Annotated in this window: 13 protein-coding genes and 4 pseudogenes; 10 read left to right on the top strand and 7 right to left on the bottom strand. The window is 41.7% G+C overall.

Annotated elements, in window-relative coordinates; genetic code table 11:
* The first annotated feature begins 24 nt into the window (after positions 1 to 24).
* The gene (locus FD724_RS09245; RefSeq protein WP_159402468.1) at positions 25 to 192 is read left to right on the top strand and encodes a hypothetical protein; all 168 of its coding nucleotides are present in this window, start codon (positions 25 to 27) and stop codon (positions 190 to 192) included.
* 7 nt (positions 193 to 199) lie between these two features.
* Here FD724_RS09245 and FD724_RS09250 read toward each other — a convergent pair whose 3' ends face one another.
* From FD724_RS09250 to FD724_RS09265, 4 genes are all read right to left on the bottom strand, one after another.
* On the bottom strand, positions 200 to 1,213 hold the full coding sequence (locus FD724_RS09250; protein WP_179072405.1) for a hypothetical protein: 1,014 nt from the start codon (positions 1,211 to 1,213) through the stop codon (positions 200 to 202).
* A gap of 328 nt (positions 1,214 to 1,541) precedes the next feature.
* Positions 1,542 to 3,104 (bottom strand): AAA-like domain-containing protein, encoded by a 1,563-nt coding sequence (locus FD724_RS09255; protein WP_179072406.1) that lies wholly within the window; start codon positions 3,102 to 3,104, stop codon positions 1,542 to 1,544.
* A gap of 360 nt (positions 3,105 to 3,464) precedes the next feature.
* The gene (locus FD724_RS09260; protein ID WP_179072407.1) at positions 3,465 to 4,850 is read right to left on the bottom strand and encodes an AAA-like domain-containing protein; all 1,386 of its coding nucleotides are present in this window, start codon (positions 4,848 to 4,850) and stop codon (positions 3,465 to 3,467) included.
* 222 nt (positions 4,851 to 5,072) lie between these two features.
* Entirely contained in the window at positions 5,073 to 5,735 is a 663-nt protein-coding gene (locus tag FD724_RS09265) for a class I SAM-dependent methyltransferase (RefSeq protein ID WP_179072408.1), read from the bottom strand.
* 70 nt (positions 5,736 to 5,805) lie between these two features.
* Between FD724_RS09265 and FD724_RS09270 the strand changes: the two genes are divergently transcribed.
* The 4 genes from FD724_RS09270 to FD724_RS09285 all read left to right on the top strand — a co-directional run bounded on the left by FD724_RS09270 (position 5,806) and on the right by FD724_RS09285 (position 11,238).
* A complete protein-coding gene (locus tag FD724_RS09270; protein WP_179072409.1) occupies positions 5,806 to 6,081 on the top strand; it encodes a hypothetical protein in 276 nt (91 codons plus the stop codon).
* A gap of 31 nt (positions 6,082 to 6,112) precedes the next feature.
* Positions 6,113 to 8,134: an alpha-amylase family glycosyl hydrolase gene (locus FD724_RS09275; protein WP_179072410.1), complete on the top strand. Its 2,022-nt coding sequence runs from the start codon at positions 6,113 to 6,115 to the stop codon at positions 8,132 to 8,134.
* A 178-nt stretch (positions 8,135 to 8,312) separates the two neighbouring features.
* Entirely contained in the window at positions 8,313 to 9,935 is a 1,623-nt protein-coding gene (locus tag FD724_RS09280) for an IS1634 family transposase (RefSeq protein ID WP_179072411.1), read from the top strand.
* 364 nt (positions 9,936 to 10,299) lie between these two features.
* Positions 10,300 to 11,238, top strand: a complete 939-nt coding sequence (locus FD724_RS09285) for a phosphoribulokinase (RefSeq protein WP_114084002.1) — start codon at positions 10,300 to 10,302, stop codon at positions 11,236 to 11,238.
* Positions 11,239 to 11,343: 105 nt separating this feature from the next.
* Here the strand turns inward: FD724_RS09285 and FD724_RS09290 are convergent, their stop codons facing one another.
* Complete coding sequence (locus FD724_RS09290; protein WP_179072412.1) at positions 11,344 to 11,916, bottom strand: hypothetical protein; 573 nt, start codon at positions 11,914 to 11,916, stop codon at positions 11,344 to 11,346.
* Between the two features lie 169 nt (positions 11,917 to 12,085).
* On the opposite strand from FD724_RS09290, the gene radC reads away from it, so the two are divergent.
* Together radC and FD724_RS09300 are read left to right on the top strand one after the other, a co-directional pair.
* Positions 12,086 to 12,817 carry a DNA repair protein RadC gene (gene radC, locus FD724_RS09295; protein WP_179072413.1) on the top strand — a complete coding sequence of 244 codons (732 nt, stop codon included), beginning with the start codon at positions 12,086 to 12,088 and terminating at the stop codon, positions 12,815 to 12,817.
* 231 nt (positions 12,818 to 13,048) lie between these two features.
* Positions 13,049 to 13,321 (top strand): annotated as a pseudogene (locus FD724_RS09300) (transposase); the annotation flags it as partial.
* Between the two features lie 89 nt (positions 13,322 to 13,410).
* Here the strand turns inward: FD724_RS09300 and FD724_RS09305 are convergent.
* Positions 13,411 to 13,785, bottom strand: a complete 375-nt coding sequence (locus FD724_RS09305) for a hypothetical protein (protein ID WP_179071699.1) — start codon at positions 13,783 to 13,785, stop codon at positions 13,411 to 13,413.
* A 118-nt stretch (positions 13,786 to 13,903) separates the two neighbouring features.
* Here FD724_RS09305 and FD724_RS09310 point away from each other — a divergent pair.
* Positions 13,904 to 15,300 (top strand): annotated as a pseudogene (locus FD724_RS09310) (IS4 family transposase).
* A gap of 210 nt (positions 15,301 to 15,510) precedes the next feature.
* Positions 15,511 to 16,011 (top strand): annotated as a pseudogene (locus FD724_RS09315) (transposase); the annotation flags it as partial.
* A 419-nt stretch (positions 16,012 to 16,430) separates the two neighbouring features.
* Here FD724_RS09315 and FD724_RS40300 read toward each other — a convergent pair.
* Positions 16,431 to 17,398, bottom strand: a pseudogene (locus tag FD724_RS40300) (IS110 family transposase).
* Between the two features lie 315 nt (positions 17,399 to 17,713).
* Here FD724_RS40300 and FD724_RS40730 point away from each other — a divergent pair.
* Positions 17,714 to 18,094 carry a transposase gene (locus tag FD724_RS40730; RefSeq protein WP_256874500.1) on the top strand — a complete coding sequence of 127 codons (381 nt, stop codon included), beginning with the start codon at positions 17,714 to 17,716 and terminating at the stop codon, positions 18,092 to 18,094.
* The last annotated feature ends 82 nt before the right edge of the window (positions 18,095 to 18,176 follow it).

Raw genomic sequence — 18,176 nt, forward strand, 5'->3', positions numbered from 1 at the left:
ATCGCTTTTTCGGGGGCTGTCTGCGTGAGTAGTTATGAAGATATCAGGATTTTAACTCACATCATCGGCAGCTTTGGTCACACCTGCATTTCTATTGGCGATGTCTACGACGGGCTACGCCTACGCTTGATTTTCAAGATTGTCGCTACAAGATTAGCGATCGCACTTATACATATCCACCTGTTCCTCTGAATTATCTTCACAAAGTTGGGTAAACAGTATCTCCAGCTTTATGTAAGTTGATCTGGTGTCCTCTGTTTATTCTAACTTTGGTATCTGTGGGAAATAGCAAGTTCGCAGCTACATCCTGTTGCCGAGTGTCAGGGAAGTCCAATGCGATCAGTGTCCGTACATGCGAGGGTGGCATCCAATTCGGAAACATGGTACTACTTTTTGTGGCAGTACCATTACTCCAGCGCCACATCAGATTGTGGACTTTAGTCGCGGAACCTTGAATGCTCACTTGCTGAATACCATTTGGTAGGCCACCGTTGGTATAAGCGTGAAGACCTACAGGACTGGCTGGGTTTGGTAATCCACCGCTAACCGGTAGCGCATTAAAAATGTGCCCATCGAGGTTGGCTTTAATGTTGTTGCTCAAAAGAGCAATGGTTTTTTGTGCCCTAGCCCCTCTTCTATGCTTATCACCTCTTTTTTGCTCATTTTTTACAGTTTGAATCATCCCCTGTAAAGCCCCACCATTTTGCTGCACCATCGGCTTCATTTGCAATTCTTCTTCCTCTTCAGGCAAAGACTCGCGCTGAAGTTTATCGCTCTGTGGCTGATGAATACTTTGCACAACCTGACGTGCTGTTTCGTCTGCCTCTTGCTCGTACTTATCTCCAGGTTCCCCAATTGTTAGCTTTGCCTGAATTGGTGCTGCTATATGTGGTCTTCTTAGTGGAATATTGGCAAAGTTATGACCAAATCGAGTTGCGTGTTCCAGTCGAGAATTCAATAATCCATCCATCTTGGCTTGCAGCACAGTCAGCCTTTCCTGTCCCTCTGGCGTAATCTTGCCATATTTTGCTTGTAATTCCAGTCCAGTTGCCTCAATACTTTGTTCTGCAAAGGTAATATCCTCTATGTCTGTTTCTGTCACTGGTGCAACTGATGCTTTTTGAACTTGGCTACCAAACGGTCTATAGGCCAATTTAGGATTTTGTTCTGCTGCATGGGAATTGCTATTGATAGATGAGGAAGTCTTTGACAATTTCTTATTCTGCATTGTTTTTAGAAGTTATTAATTTGCACTTAACCAGGTATTGAGCTTTCGGTCTACTGAAATTGGGTAATAATTTTATCGAAAGAAACATATATTTAGTACTGCATAAAATTATTTTATTAATTGGCAAATATATTCATCTATCCACAGATACAGAGTTCTATTTCACCAATGCAAATTTCATTAATAAGTTGAAAATATTTTAATTCGTATCGTCCAAAAAATAAATCTCTTGTGGGGTGATGGTAATCTTGCCATTAGCTGTGCAAATTAAATGCACGACAGCTTACTACAAAATTCAAAATCCAAAATTTAGTCAGCATCCACCTAAGCGAGAATTTGCAGTTATTACTTTGCCTTGATGTCCTACTTGGGTGCATTTTAACTGTGATTCTAAAGCATCAATCTTTCGTAAAAGCGACACTCCCCACACTATAGAAATCACCAACTTGATTGTCATACCCGCTAGCAAGAGTGTGACTATTGTAGAAGTTTTCTTTTGTTGAGCTAATCTTTTTTGTTGTTCTGCAAGTCGTGCTTCAACTTCTTTGGCACGTTCGGCTTCTAATGCTTGTTGCATTTCTCGCCGATCTAATTCTTCACTAGCAGCTAAAAATCGATAATCTAAGTTGCTCAAGCTTTTGCCATGTGCCCAGGTTTGGGCATCAATCAAGGCTTGTCCGCGCAATAAGCGAGATTTATCATTTTCTTTTGAGGCTATCCACGCATTGAAGGTTTCATAGTAGGGGCGCAAGTAAGCTAATTTTTTTCCAACCCATTCTAAGTTGAAAACTTCTTCATAAATTCGGTTTTTAATTTGGAGAAAACCTTGCTTTTTAATCACCAAGCCAGACAGCAATAGTTCTACTTGTTCTCGACTATCATCGGCTGCTACTTCCACTCCTTGGAGGATTTGCTGATAAATTCCTAGCAATCTGGCGGCGATTTGTTCGTTTCTGAGGATGCGATCGCGAATTGTCCGCAAATGCTCCGGTTCATCTTGTGATTCCCATTGATCGATAATGTGCGATCGCACCACATTTTCTATCCAAAATTCTTCTGTACCAGGGGGAATTTTTAACTTTCTACCCACATCATCTTGAGATAGACTGACAAGTAACCGACACAGCTTTTGAGTCAGAAATGGTTGCCCTTTTGTCCAAGCTAATACTTCCTTTAAAACTTTTTGGGGATGATTGTCTTTAATATCCAGTCCTAAAGATAGTGGTTGAGCTTCTTCAAATGTAAAACCATTTACTCGAATAGCTTTACCAAAATTAAACTTCGTAATGTGATTTTGATATAAAATTAAGTCTGAAGGTGTAGCAACACCGAAAATTGCAAATGTAATCCGCTCATACTCTGGATCAATCGCTCGTTGATTATAACAAAACCGAATCAAGCTAAAAAAATCATCCACAGAGAAATCGAGACCGAGAATACTATCAATTTCATCAATAAAAATGAATAGCCTTTCGTTAGGAAACTGAACTAACAGAATTTCTGAAATAAATCGACTAAGTTTCTGAGCCAAAGAAATATCACTTTTTTCTTGCCACCAAGTTTTTAAATTGACTTTTCCTAACAGTTTAAAACCTAGCCACAAATCGCCTACAACTCCCTTATACCACTGTTCTGGAGTTATATTTTCGCAACCAATATTAGTCATATCAATGGTGACACATCTAAAGCCTTCTTGTTGCAAGCGATGCTTGGTTTTTACCATCAGTGAAGATTTGCCCATTTGCCTACTACTTAGGATGTAGCAAAATTCACCCTGCTTTAAGGCTTCGTAAAGTTCCACATCCGCTTTGCGCTCAACATAGCTAGGAGCGTCACTGGTTAAAGTGCCACCAACTTGATATCGATAACTGTTCATTTGATTTAAAATTTTAAATTAGTTCTCGTTCTTAATAAATAAATTTCTATCGGGACAATTGTTGAAGAAGAATTCAGAAGTCAGAATGAAGACGCGACGCTCGAATACTCGCTAACGCTGCGCTATTAGTGTGGGATTCAGACCCGTGACTGATTGTTCGCGCTTGCGTCTCGTAGAGAAGACCACTAAATCTTTGATTTAGTGGGGGTCTTAAACCCCTGTATTCATCCACTCTTTCGTTCAAAATTCATTCTGAATTCTGGCTCCTGACTCCTGAATTCTGTTTCGATAAAATTCATATTAAGAACGAGAATTACTTATTTTGATTATTTATCTTTCAACAGTCTACCAGAACTATTACTATCCTGAGTGCTTTCCAAGCTGTTGACTAAAGTAAAGGCGATATAACTCACACATAACATGAGCTTGATTACCGTTGAGTTTAACCAAACCCATACTTTCTAGCTTATAAGCAGCGATCGCGTCTAGCTCTACTTTTTCATCTGTTGCAATTACCTGTTGCATAGCTGACATTAATTTTGGGTCTTTTTGCAGTAAGCTCAACAGTTCCCGTAAATGCTGACTGTAAATTCCCACTGGTGTAGATGCAGTTTCTAGTAATACTTCTAATGTCATTTCCTCCTGACATAGATGATAAAGCGCAAGGCTCACCAAATAAGGATGTCCTCCTACCATTGCTTGTAAGGGTGCAAGGCGTTTTGCCCCTTCGGAGTCGGCTGCACAATTTAGTCCATAAGACAATGCTAAATTCTGTACCTGATTGAGAGTCAATGGTGGGAGCGTAATTGTGATCCCAACATTGAAAGGCGATTGGTTAAGCTTTAGTGGAATATATATTTCTGTGGTGTGAACTACCACCATCCGTAGTTTTTGCCAGATTTGATCCTGCTTTGCTTGTTCGTGCCAAAATCGCAGCATTGGCAAAAAATCTTGGGCAATATTGGGATGTTCAAAAACTCGATGAACTTCATTCAAAGCCAAAACTAGAGGACTATTATCAATGTATTGCAGTAGATATGCTTCAAAATAGATTTTGCAGCTTACCTTGCTGCCCATTTCCGTGTCCCAAAAATCATCTAGAGAGGGAAGAAGATTTAACTGTCTGCTGACATTGACACAAAACCAACGCAAAAATTTATCAAGAGAAGCAAAAACGTCTTGATCGGCTTCTTGAAAGTCCAAATAGACAATTTGATAACCTTGCTCTCTAGCATAAGCAATCATCCGATTGAGCAGCGAACTTTTTCCTGTCTTTCTAGGTGCTTTGATTCGGATTAAGCAACCAGGGTATAAAATCTCATTACAAACAAGTTCTTCCAGAGGGGGGCGGTTGATGTAAAGAGGAGAACCCAGTGGTACGGGGCCGCTAGGAAATTCAATTTTGCTTGCTGAAAATGAGTCTGGAGACACCATTTCTAAATTAGATTTTTCATTAAATTCTTGTTGGCTCTGATTTTCCCGATCGCCTATTTTTTCTTGTAGGTATTTCTTCAAGGCTAAATGCAGATTTTTTTTGGTTATTTTTTTTCCAAGTGCGATGGAAAGGTCTTGCCACAACTCAGAGCCAACTTCTTTGATGTAATTGTCGCGGTAGCCTGATTCCTCTGCCATTTCACCATAAGTTTTGCCCAACCACGACTGAGACAGCACAAAGCACTGAATGGAAGCAAGAGGCTTGTCTTGCAGAATTGTTTCTACTGCTTGCAGAATATCTTCCACGGACATTAAAGTTTAAACAATTACTAGATATAGTTATCTATTTTGATCTATTAATAATATACAACCGAATAAATACTTAAAAAAAGAAAAATAAATTTCTAAGAATACAGTTTTTTAAACTATAATTTAATATTGCTTACTTAAAAAATCTTGCTAATTTTTAAGCAAGATTAGGGAAAGTCAAGTATTAAACTAAGCGGATTTGGTTTTAGAAAAGTTAGAAAGACATCACTTTTTCAGTGCCAGAGTCAAACCATCTGCGATCGCTACTAAACTCAGACTAACTCGCTGGTCTTGATGCAGCTTTTGATTAAAGGCACGAATCCTTTTAGTTCTATTATCCTGTACTTGGGGGTCGGCAACCCTGCCTGACCAAAGAACATTATCGATCGCAATTAGTCCCCCCGATCGCACTAATTGCAGCGATCGCTCATAATAAGCATCATAGTTGCTCTTGTCTGCATCGATGAAAGCAAAATCAAAGGTTTCCGCCTCTCCCGTTGCCAATAACCGATCTAAAGTCTCCAAAGCTGGGGCAATGTGCAGTTGAATTTTATCTGCCACTCCAGCTTGCTGCCAATAACGCCGAGCGATCGTTGTAAATTCTTCACTCACATCACAAGCTACCACCTTCCCATCGCTCGGTAACGCCAAGGCTACCACCAGGGAACTATAACCTGTAAATACCCCAACTTCCAAAGTTTTTTTCGCTCCTAGCAACTGCACCAGTAACGCCAAAAATTGCCCCTGTTCAGGAGCAATCTGCATTCTACCTACTGGATGCTGGGCTGTTTCTTGCCTCAATTGGGTTAAAATTTCTGGTTCTCGGAGAGAGACTGATAGTAAATAGTCATAAAGGTTTTGTTCGAGTCCTAGTGTTTGAGTGGTCATAACGTGCGTTTTTCTTTTACCTAAATCTCACACACTAATTATCTGTTTTTTAGGCTTAAAGCCCTTACCAATGACAAAGGACAAATCCCGGATTTCTCACGATACTGTAGGCAGGGGAGTGTGGGGAGTGTGGGGAGTGTGGGGGGTAAGACTTCTTCCCCATCCTCCCACACCTCCCACACCTCCCACGCCTCCCACACCTCCCACACCTCCCACGCCTCCCACACTCCTAGATTTCTCACAAGTGAGAAATCTAGGAAATGACAGCCTTTACCAGTTAGCTTTAATTGCGCCGACCGACTTATCATCTGGAATAAAGCTCGGCTGTTGTGTAAGAACTTCATAGCTCGAACTTTCATGACTTAGAGGTTTTTCTAATGCCTATCGATCTATTAAGCCGTAAAAAAACTCATTTTGTCTTGTGGCGTGTCGGTGCTTCAGAACTAGCTCCCACTCTCTACATTGGTAACACTACTCCCGAAAGCCCAGACAGATTAGCTCAATTTAGAGAAATTCCGCTTCATCAATCAGCAGAATTTCCAGAATTGTGGGAAGTTTCGGCTAAAGAATCTGGTCTGACTGAAGGACAGGTATACTTTTACTGGTTTAAAGTCCGCAACTCAGACCCCTACGCAGCTGCCAATGCTAACCAAATTCTCTACTGTACAGATCCAACCGCGACAACTGTAGATCGGCGCTTTCCTGCACCAACGCCGTCAGAATCAGGAGGCGTTAATAGCTTCGATCCGGCAAGCGTCGTGCTTTATCAAAATGGGACGTTGATTCCCTGCGATCCCGAAGGGCAAACTGTAAATTGGGAAGGCGATCCTCCTTTAGAGACACTGCCAACCAATAATCAACTGGTGATTTACGAATTACCGACCCGATGGACAAAGATTAACCCAAATGGATTGATTGAAGAAGGAGTCGGGACATTTCGTGACGTACTGGCACTGTTAATACCAGAAGCGATCGCTCCTACTTTTCCCATGCTCACCGCCTTGAATAACCGCGCTCATCTTGCGGAACTGGGAATCAACGCCTTAGAACTTCTGCCACCAGAAGACAGCGATGATAATCTCAATTGGGGCTATGGTACAGCAAATTATTTTGCAGCAGATTTTGACTTAGGCCGTCCAGATAGCCAGTCAGCACCGACTGCTTCAACTGATTTAGCTAATCTGATTAAAGCCTGCCATCAGCAAGGGTTGCGCTTTTTTGTTGATGTGGTCATGGCATTCTCGCGGAATAATCCTTACCATAACGTTAATTTTTTGGAATTTTACATCAAATGGGCCAGTGGCGATCCAGAACAAGGGTCAAGAGATGGCTTTGGTGGAGATTTATTTAAGTACAACTATTGGGTAGAGGGCTATAATCCCATTACTGGGCAAAAGTCATGGCTTGTGCCAGCCCGTGAATACTTAAAAGCCCATATTGCCCACTGGTTGGAATATTATCGGGTTGATGGTCTGCGGTTGGATAGCGTGAACAATATTGCCAACTATGACTTTTTGCAGGAATTTAAGGATTTTGCCCGCACCCTTTGGGACAAAAGAGGCGGAAGTGGCGTTAGCGAAGCGGTAGCGACGTTAGGAGCGTCTCGCTTTCTCGTAGTTGGCGAAGAGTTGAGTGTACCCTTATCTCTCATCCAACAAAATCGTCTGGATGGACTTTGGAATGAAAAGTTTAAGCAAATCATCCGACAAGTCATTTTAGGTAAGAATGCCTGGGATGAACCCAGCTTTGAGTGGAGTATTCGCAAACTGATTGATTGCCGAAACTTAGGCTTTACAGATGGTTCTCAGGCGGTAAACTATATAACTTCCCATGATGTTGGCGGTTATGGTAACGAGCGTTTCTTTAGCTACTTGGTTAGTAATGGAATTGCTGATACTGAACCGCGTATTAAGTTAGCATTTGTTTCCCTGCTTACCTCTGTAGGAATTCCCATGATCCTGGCCGGAGATGAATTTGCCGATCAACAAGATTTGCCTCCAACAGACGATCATAAGCAAATTGACCCAGTTAACTACAGCCGTGTAAAAGATGATTGGCGGCAACGAATTTTCCAATATGTTGCGAGGTTGGTTCGCTTGCGTAAAACTTCTGATGCTTTAGCTGTGAATGATACTAAATTTATTCATGTTGACTTTAATGAGGGTAAGCGAGTTCTAGTCTGGCAACGTGGTAATAAAGCCGATCAATTAGTAGTTGTAGTGGCGAATTTCTCTGACTACGGCACTCCTCCTACTTCTGAGTACAGAGTCCCGAATTGGCCTGCAACCCCAGTTGGCAAGCAGTGGAAGGAAATTACTCAAGAACGGATAGTTCCATCAGAATGGGTAGGCAGAGAAGGCATCTTCCCCTGGGAAGCGAAAGTGTATGCTCTAGTTTAATGGTGATACCGCTCGGTAAAAATGATGTTAGGTCAGGTATGGTAAGCCAACCTGACCCAATACTGCTCGTTAAGGGCAAAAGGAATGAAAAGCATGATATATAACCCAGATTCCGCAGGTGCGCTCATAAATGCGGTATTTTTGAGAATGACCTAAATGCTTGCTGCATTTTAGAAGCATGACAGCATCACCATTAGATATCAGGGTACAGGATATTGACCACTGCGGCATAGTCGCAGGCATCTGTGATGAGATGAATCTAGTAGAACAAATTAACCGACTGTTGGGAACTCACTCTCAAGAAATCATTAGTGCAGGTCAAGTTGTCAAAGCAATGATTTTAAATGGATTAGGGTTCGTGAGTGCGCCATTATATTTGTTTGAAAAGTTTTTTGTTGGGAAAGCTACAGAGCATCTGTTAGGAGAAGGAATACGTCCAGAACACCTAAACGATGACCGTTTGGGTCGAGTATTGGACAAATTATATGAGGTCGGACTAACTGAAGTATTTGTGACAGTTGCGCTTTGTGCAGCACGTAAATTCGGGGTAAAAATGGACAGTTTGCACCTCGATTCAAGTTCATTCCACGTTGATGGTGATTACATCAACAAGGCAACACAAGACAAGGCCGAACCAGGAGGAATCGAAATTACCTATGGCTATTCGAGAGACCACCGCCCAGACCTGAAACAATTTATCATAGACTTGATGTGCAGTGGGGATGGAGATATTCCCTTGTACTTAAGAGTCGGAAACGGTAATGAATCGGACTCGGCGATGTTTGCGACCATAATCGCGGACTTCAAACGCCAATGGCAAATAGATGCTTTATTTGTTGCAGATGCCGCACTTTACACCGAAGAAAATTTGCGACAAATGAAACAATTGCGTTGGGTATCGAGAGTCCCAGCTACTCTAACTGCTGCAAAAATGCTGTTAGAAAACATACCAGAAGTTGCATTTAATAACAGCGCAATGCCTGGATATCGAATTGCACCAAATTGTAGTGAATATGGTGGTGTACGACAGTCCTGGTTAGTTGTTGAAAGTCAAGCGAGAAAAGAATCTGACCTCAAGCAGTTGGAAAAACGTTTGATTAAAAAGTTATCACTTGCCCAATCTGAACTTAGGCAGTTATTAAACCAAGAATTTGCTTGCTCAAAAGATGCTCTGATTGCTGCACAACGGCTCAGTTCTAAATTACCCTTACATCAACTGGCTAATATTCAGGTTAAGGAGTTAAAAAAACATACTGGACGTGGTAGACCTAGTATTGATTCTTCCCCCACTTTTTACTACCAAGTTGATGCAACGCTAGAACCCAGGGAAATAGCTATCGACATCGAAACCAAACGCGCTGGAAGATTTATTTTAGCTACCAATGTCCTCAATATTGAAGAACTCAGCGATGACGATGTTTTACGTGAATATAAAGCACAGCAGTCTACTGAGCGTGGTTTCCGATTTCTCAAAGACCCTTTATTTTTTACTTCCAGTGTCTTCCTCAACTCGACTGAGCGAGTTGCTGCATTAGCAATGATTATGGGTTTGTGCTTGCTTGTTTATAGTCTGGGTCAAAGAGCTTTACGTCAAGCCTTAGAACGGGCAAAAAAAACTATTGATAATCAGTTGGGTAAACCAACTTCTACTCCCACCTTGCGTTGGGTGTTTCAATGTTTTATGTCAATTCATTTAGTTACCGTCGCCCAAATCAAGCAAATCGTCAACTTAACCCATGAAAGGCAATGGATTCTCCAGTTTTTGGGCGCTCCTTGTCGAAAATATTATCTTCTTTCTTAACTAACCTGCGGAATGTGGGATATAAGGTTTCCCCCCTGTAACCTTTTCCCTTTCCCCCTGCCCCGAATGGGAGGTGTGGGAGGATGAGGAAGAAGTCTTACCCCCCACACTCCCCACACTCCCCACACTCAAAAAGCCAGTTATATCAGGGCTTTGCGATTAACTTAGTGCCATTCCCCCCTGCCCCCTTGCCTCTTTTGACTTATCAGCTATGTAGATGGCAATAAACCAGCGCATAGATATTTTATATGTAGAGATATTGCATACCAAGGCTTTGCTTGAGTTACTTGCCGAAACCCTTCTAGAATTAAAACTATTGTAGGGAAATTGTATTAATAAACTTACTTTTATTCTGGGAGGTATGATGAGCCGTCCAATAATTCTTGGTATTGTCGGCGACAGCGCTGCTGGGAAAACAACACTAACGCGGGGAATCGCTCAGGCACTCGGCCCAGAAAATGTCACAATCATCTGTACAGATGATTACCACCGTTACGATCGCCAACAACGTGCAGAAATTGGCATCACTGCCCTCCACCCGGACTGCAACCATCTGGATATTATGCAGCAACACCTGTCGCTGCTACGCACAGGGCAACCAATTCTTAAGCCAGTTTATAGCCATAAAACAGGGACATTTGAGGCACCTAAGTATATCAAGCCAAGTAAATTCGTCATTATTGAAGGATTACTCGGTTATTCTACTCGTGCCGCCCGTGATTCTTACGATGTGAAAGTTTATCTTGCGCCTCCTGAAGAATTACGTGCTAAGTGGAAAGTCAAGCGAGATACGCAAAAGCGGGGGTACACACCTGAACAGGTGCTAGCAGAATTAGAAAAACGCGAACCAGACTCATCACAGTTTATTCGTCCACAAAGGCAATGGTCTGATATAGTCATTAGTTTCTATCCACCGACTGATGAAGATGATGAAAGCAATGGACACCTAAATGTCCGATTGGTACTACGTCCGACAATTCCCCATCCAGATTTCACCGTAATTACCAATTCTAGCTATGGTAATTCTGACTCAGCCATCCGCTTGGGACTAGACAGGGATATGAGCAAGCCTGTGGATGTCTTAGAAGTTGATGGTCATGCCACCTTAGAACAGGTGAATAAATTAGAGCATATTATTTGTTCTGATATGCCCCATCTCCGAAATCTTTGCGATCGCGAAAGTAATCCTGAACTGGGTAAAATTGCTGGTACAACTGGAGAGACATTGCAAAGTTACCCCCTAGCTCTCACCCAGCTAATCATTACCTACCACATGCTCAAAGCAACGCAAATTTATCAATAATCAGGGAAGATGGAGGGGTTTTGCGAGTTTGCGATCGCGTATAGTGTTGGGCTGTTGAATTATGCGATCGCACTATACTTATGCTACTCAAACTTTAGATATTGCTCATGATTGTGGCTTGACGGGGGCTTGCAGCAGTTCAATATTTCTAATCTCAAGAATGCCACTACTCTCAAATTGCACACTAATTTGAACTTTGGCAGCATCGGCTTCTTTTTTAAAATGGGCACGCGCTTCGTAAGACTTAAAATTTTCCGTTGGTGAAACTCCTGTAGACCATGAAGTTGTTCTCATTTCACCCCATTGTCCTGGTCTACGTAAACCTAAACTCACTTTAATTGGTTTTTCTGTGTCTAGCGCTTTCGCGTTAAATTGACAAGCAAGAACACACTCTTGGACATCGGGCGATGCAACTTCAAACAAGATGACATTTCGCAAAGGATCTGTACTAATCATTAACTGCTGAGTATTGTCGTCATAGGCTTCAATTCGCCAGCTTTCTCCGACAATTGCAATACCTCCCCTTGTCACTGTGGAATCGGCAGGTGTGAATCGACGAATCAGCACAAATGGCTCTGTGGGTTCAGGAATGCCAAAGCGCTTTTGCAAATCGTTACCGACTTCTTGAATTTTAGAGTCAATGAAACCTTTGAGATTGTTGAATATATCGTCAAACATAGCGATCGCCCTAAATCATATTATTTTTAGTTTTCCCTTTGAAAGTTGCAAATGAAATTACCCATATAACCTTACCAAGGTTAAAGATTTTCTCAAATAAAGGTGATTTTGACAGCAAACGAGGGATAACTAAGGATAGTTTGATGCGTGGTGACGATTTTCTTAGTTTATGACCTATTGCCTCAGAATTGCCGACCTACCTACAAATGAGCGTCCGCGTGAGCGATTAATGACGCATGGTGCCAAAATTTTAGCCACAGCAGAGTTAATCGCAATTCTTCTAGGCACTGGTCAAGGTCCAGGAAAACTATCTGCTGTGGGTTTGGGACAATTTATTTTGAGCGAATTAGGCAAACACCAACGCGATCCTTTGGCAGTTTTGCGAGAAGTTAGCCCCGTAGAGTTGATGCAAATTTCTGGTGTTGGCCCAGCGAAGGCAACAAGTATATTAGCAGCAATTGAATTGGGCAAACGCGCCTTTCAATATCGACCGAATGACGGAACATTGATTGATAGCCCCCTTGCTGCTGCTGCTACCCTCAGTCAAGATTTGATGTGGCAGACACAAGAACGTTTTGCAGTGGTGCTATTAGATGTTAAGAATCGCTTGCTGGGTACGCAAGTAATTACCATTGGCACAGCAACCGAAACCCTGGCCTCTCCGCGTGATATTTTTCGGGAAGTTATTCGTCAAGGCGCAACGCGGATAATAGTTGCCCACAACCATCCTTCTGGGAACCTTGAACCTAGCCATGAAGATATAGAATTGACGCGCCAGTTGTTAGCAGGGGCGCAGCTTTTGGGCATTCCGGTACTAGATCATCTGATTTTGGGTAATGGCAATCATCAGAGTTTACGGGAAATAACAACCTTGTGGGATGAACATCCGCAAGGGGATTAGTAGAAAAAGCAGGGAGCCTCAATCTACAAAACATCCTCAAGCATAGATGCTAATTCTTTATTTAACCGACCAGACTTAACAAATTCTGCATAAGTAGGGCTTGCTGAAAAAAAAGAAAAGGTTACATTCTCTAGATTCTCAGACCAAAGAAGTATATTCAGGTGCAAGACTTGAAGGTAGAATAGCCCAAAATGCTTGCATCACAGTGGTTATTCCCAACACAGTGTATCATTGTTAACTACGTACCGAAAAGAAGAATCAACTCCAATTCCAGCAGAAAGTTTTGAGTTTCCATTTGAGGGAAAGTTATCATCAGATAATCGTTGGGTAATAATGACCGATTTAATACCCTGGACAGAATTTGAGTCGGAATATTCTGCCGGATTCTCCGCAGAGATAGGGGCACCAGCAAAGTCATTTCGGATGGCGTTAGGTGCATTAATCATTAAAGAGAAACTAGGTATAAGCGACAGGGAAACAGTAGAACAAATCAAGGATAATCCTCAATACTGCTCGGTTAAGGAGAAATAGAGGGTAAAACAAGGAAGATTTTGTTCGCGTAAACTGTCCGCGAACAAAATAAATAATTAGACTTACTTTTTCTCTTTGAGGCTATCGTACAAGTCCACCCAATTTTGACGAAGAGAGTCGATGCACTCTGTTAAGTAATCGATTTGGGTTCTTCTAGCCACAGAAAGAACAGCATTAATATGGGCAGAGCTTCCAGCCTTACCCAAATGCTTGTATTTGCTCAATTTGTTAGGTTGAGTTGTGGAAAAAATTGGTTTGGTTGCATGTAACTTATAGTACCAGTAAGCTTGCTTTTTCCCGCGTGCTTGGTAACGCAAAACGCAACAACCAGGTGGTGCAACTTCCCCCGAAGTCTGAATTTGTTGAATGGAGAGTTGTAACGTCGCAATGGCTTGTTGTATGAGTTCGGCTCTAGAAATAATGTCAGAGTCAACCATCTGGCAAAACAAGAGTGCTTATGGTGATCGCAGTGTTCGCGTATTGATTACGAGAACAAGTCCGAATTTAGTTTATATTATTTTACAGCCAAAATTAAACGTAAGTACCGTCTTGTTAATGTCACTTGTTAACTTTGAGGTTCAACAGCCATACATTACCCCAAGCCAATTACTTCTGGCAATGGATAAAGTAATTCCATCTCAAACCATAACGAACGCAATTATCAGTACTTCTTCTGTTGGACAACGACAACGAATACTTCCGACTCATGTAGTTGTGGTTTTGGTAATAGCCATGAGTTTTTGGTCATCGGACTCTATTGTATCGGTGTTCAAAAATCTGATTCATGGTTTCGCCAGTTTACGCATACCGGAATTAATACGTTTTAAAACACCAACTTCTTCATCAATTACCGAAGCACGGCAACGAACCGGAGCATCTGTAATGACACGTTTGTTTGAGATGGTTGCAAAGCCATTAGCAACGCCTTTAACACCAGGTGCTTTTTGGGAGGGTTAAGAATAATGGCTGTAGATGGGACAGTAATGGACATTCCTGAGACTCAAGAGAATGCCAGAGTATTTGGTTATCCAGGTTCGCGTCCTGGTACATATCCAGCATTTCCTAAAGCCAGATTAGTTTTTTTACTAGAAGCAGGGACTCATTTAATTACTGATGCATTCATTAGTCCTTATCGAATTGGTGAAAGAAAAGGAGCTTTAAAATTATTACGAAGTGTTAGTGATGGGATGTTGCTGATGTGGGATAGGGGACTACATTCATTCAAGATGGTTAATGCTGCAATTAAACAAAAATGCCATATTCTTGGACGTGTACCAGCCCACGTTAAATTCGAGGTCGTTCAAACTTTTGACGATGGTTCTTATTTGTCTTGGATTGGACCTGATGGTCAATCTAAAAAGAAGGGTGCAACCCGAATACCCATCCGTGTAATTGAATATGTTGTTGAAGAGAATGGGATAGAAAAAGTTTATCGTCTGATTACTGATTTGATGGATATTACAATTTTCCCAGCTTTACTTCTAGCGACTGAGTATCACCAGCGATGGGAAGCAGAGAATACTTTGGATGAATTAAAAGTTCATCTTTTAGGGCGAAAAACTCTTATCCGCTCGAAAAATCCTCGTGAAGTAGTCCAAGAAATTTATGGCTGGTTACTGGGACATTACTGTATACGTTGTTTAATGTTTCAAAGTGCTGAAAAAGTAGGATTATCACCATTACGTCTAAGCTTTACTGGCAGCCTGAGAGTGGTTAGACGCGCTATCCCTTTGTTCCAGATTGCAATAGAAATGTTCCCAGATATCAATGTATTTTTTAGCTGGTTAATTTCGGAAATAAAAGATTTAAAAATTCCACCACCACAGCACAGAAGTAATCCCAGAGTCGTCAAGAAAACTCGCTCAAAATTTCCGAGTAAAAAACGATGTCATAGAAATAATGGCACTCCTCGACAACTATTATCCTTTCAAATTTTCAGGAAAGCAAGTTGAATACATCTATTATTTAGGCGATACCGTAAATTGTTCATTCTCAATTTATAGTTCAACAGGTTAAAAATCTTCTCAGCAATTGACAATTAAATTTTTCGAGAGTGCCTTTAGGTACAAGCAACGTTTTTAGCTGTTTTTGTTCTCGTAAATCATACGCGAACAAATTATGATTTATTCCACTATCTATTTTTCCTTAACCGAGCAGTATTGCGATTAATTCAACTTGGTACTATTCGTCGTGGCGCACCAGTACTGACTTTACGTCTAATTGAAATAAAAGTCGGTAAAACTAGCTATTCTTACATTACTTCTGTCCTAGACCCGCAAATATTACCTCCCTACGTTGTTGCTGACTTATATCGGAAAAGATGGAGGATTGAAGAAGCTTTCTATGTGGTCAAACGTTTATTGGGACTTTCGTATTTATGGACTGGTTCTATTAATGGTGTGAAGTTACAAGTGTGGGCAACTTGGCTCTTTTATGCAGTATTGGTTGACTTGGGAGATGCGGTTGCAGACGAATTATCTCTGCCATTTGACCGCATTTCTTTAGAGATGATTTTTCGTGGTTTATATCATTTTAGCGTCGCCTATGACAAAGGTAAGGCGGATGACCCAATTCAGTACTTCGCTGCCAAAGAAAATCAAGATTTAGGAGTAGTTAAAGCCCTGCGAAAACCAGTCTCCAAGCTGGATTTATCGCCTTTTCCCGCACCCTCTTGACAAAAGTGCAATCACTCTAACCTCTCACTGATGCTTTTAGACAGACCTTGCTTAAATAACTAGTCAACTCAAAAGAATTGCTTTTTTATGACTTTTTCAGCAAGCCCTACTTATGTAGCGACTGTCTTGAATGTCAAGTGCGATCGTTAACAAAAAAGTGGGACTCTTAACATTGACGCAACTGGGGAACGCTGCGCTAGATTCTGCGGTGGCTGGTACGGGCAAAAAGACTTGTGGCTCTTGGTTAAGATGGTAGCAGCCCGCACCAGCCACTCCGCTTCGCCGCAGAATCTTCCCCAGTTCCTGGATTTCCGGTGGAGATAGAAAAGAGCATAAAAAGTTGACCCAAATGCCGCAATGGGATGATCGGGGGGATTATTCCAAAGTATAAAAACGTTGAGTTTTTATTAAGCGTTGGCAATGGGTTGTAAGTTGTCAGTTACACGCCAAGGCAAATTATCTCGAACCATTGCATTTAGAATGACTAACATTTTATGAACGCAAGCAGTGAGAGCTAATTTTTTCGATTTACCACGTTCGACAAGGCGCTCATAAAAGGCCTTGATAACCGGATTATGACGCATAGCAACAACAGCACCCATATAAAGAGAGAGTGGCACGAACATGAGCGCGACCGCCATTAATCATGCGCTGACCTTTGTGTTGACCACTATCATGATTAATTGGTGCAACACCAACTAAGCGAGAAATTTGTTTGGCAGTTAGCTTCCCTAGTTCTGGTAAATCCGAAACCAGAGTTGTCGAAATTACTTGACCAATACCAGGAGTACTTTTAAGTAAATTAACTTTATCAATCCATTGAAGATTGTTTTGCGTCAATTCGGCAATTTTTTGATTGAGTTGTTTGAGGTGTTCTTCCAGGTATTCAATATGAGCCTCAATATCTGCCAAGGCTTGTCCACGAGTGCGTGAGCGGCGATTCTTTTCGGCTGTCTGCATCTCCACTAATTGTCGTCTGCGACTAATTAATTCCGATAATTGACGCGCCGTTTCGGATTGAATGGCTAAAACTTGGGGTTTCATCGCTTCGCCAAAATGTGCCAATATTTGTGCATCAATGGTATCAGTTTTGGCTAGCTTACCCGTAGCCTTAGCAAAATTTCGTCCTTGACGGGGATTAATTAATGCTACTGGTAAAAGTGCTGCAAGGAACTTGGATTACTAGTTCAGTTTCTAATCCTCCGGTTGCTTCTAGTACAATCAGATTTAAACTATAGGATAAGAGTAGATCCACTAGATTTGATATTTCTGATTCTGTATTTGCCACAATCATAGCTTTACCCAGAGGACGGATATAAACATCTAATGTGGCTTTACTCACATCAATACCTACCCATTGAGCAATATTTTCCATATTTCACTCTCACGGATTGTGTTTGTTATAGTTGATTCTCATCCCCTTGATTACACTCATCCTTGCCCGATACGGATTGTATAATCTAAATATCAGTATTTAAATTTTTGCCCCTGGCGACTGTTCGAGTTCTGTCAAAGAGATTGTTGTAGTGACCCATGCTACAAAGCGGTCTTTCTTGACCAAGGTTAGGACGGTCTACTACTCTTTCTAAGATACAAGGTTGGGTGGAGTGAAACGCAACCCAACATTATAGCGGTTATTAGTCTAGTTCAGTACACTAGAAGAGAGCAATTCTACTGATAATTGGTGGCGATGAAAGCTTACTCTCTCGACTTGCGCCAGAAAATTGTTGATGTTTATGCCTGCGGTGACATTTCCCAACGAAAACTGGCTAAAAACTTTGGAGTCACCTTAAGTTTTGTGCAAAATTTACTCAAACGCCATCGAGAATTGGGCACGATAGTCCCCAAGGTGCGGATTGAGCAGACACCAACAAAGTTGAATGCCGAACAGCTCGAAATTCTGCGCCAGCTCGTCACAGCACAGCCCGATGCGACGTTAAGCGAATTGCGGGAACGACTTTACGAGAAAACAGAGGTCTTAATTGGGGTAGCCACGGTGAATCGGATGGTTCGTTGGAAACTTCACCTAAACCTCAAAAAAAAGTCTCCACCCCACCAAAAAAGGCAGTGATGAAGTCCAACTAGCCCGATTTGAGTACTGGAAACTCTTGAGGGGCATACCCGTCGAAAATCTGATTTTCTTAGATGAATCG

This window comes from Nostoc sp. C057 (assembly GCF_013393925.1).
Classification (GTDB): Bacteria; Cyanobacteriota; Cyanobacteriia; order Cyanobacteriales; family Nostocaceae; genus Nostoc; species Nostoc muscorum_A.

Coding starts and splice junctions, on each gene's coding strand:
- FD724_RS09280 (WP_179072411.1), top strand. CDS start 8,313: ATGACAGCATCACCATTAGATATCAGGGTACAGGATATTGACCACTGC.
- FD724_RS40730 (WP_256874500.1), top strand. CDS start 17,714: ATGAAAGCTTACTCTCTCGACTTGCGCCAGAAAATTGTTGATGTTTAT.
- FD724_RS09260 (WP_179072407.1), bottom strand. CDS start 4,850: ATGTCCGTGGAAGATATTCTGCAAGCAGTAGAAACAATTCTGCAAGAC.
- radC (WP_179072413.1), top strand. CDS start 12,086: ATGACCTATTGCCTCAGAATTGCCGACCTACCTACAAATGAGCGTCCG.
- FD724_RS09285 (WP_114084002.1), top strand. CDS start 10,300: ATGAGCCGTCCAATAATTCTTGGTATTGTCGGCGACAGCGCTGCTGGG.
- FD724_RS09290 (WP_179072412.1), bottom strand. CDS start 11,916: ATGTTTGACGATATATTCAACAATCTCAAAGGTTTCATTGACTCTAAA.
- FD724_RS09255 (WP_179072406.1), bottom strand. CDS start 3,104: ATGAACAGTTATCGATATCAAGTTGGTGGCACTTTAACCAGTGACGCT.
- FD724_RS09275 (WP_179072410.1), top strand. CDS start 6,113: ATGCCTATCGATCTATTAAGCCGTAAAAAAACTCATTTTGTCTTGTGG.
- FD724_RS09265 (WP_179072408.1), bottom strand. CDS start 5,735: ATGACCACTCAAACACTAGGACTCGAACAAAACCTTTATGACTATTTA.
- FD724_RS09305 (WP_179071699.1), bottom strand. CDS start 13,785: ATGGTTGACTCTGACATTATTTCTAGAGCCGAACTCATACAACAAGCC.
- FD724_RS09270 (WP_179072409.1), top strand. CDS start 5,806: ATGACAAAGGACAAATCCCGGATTTCTCACGATACTGTAGGCAGGGGA.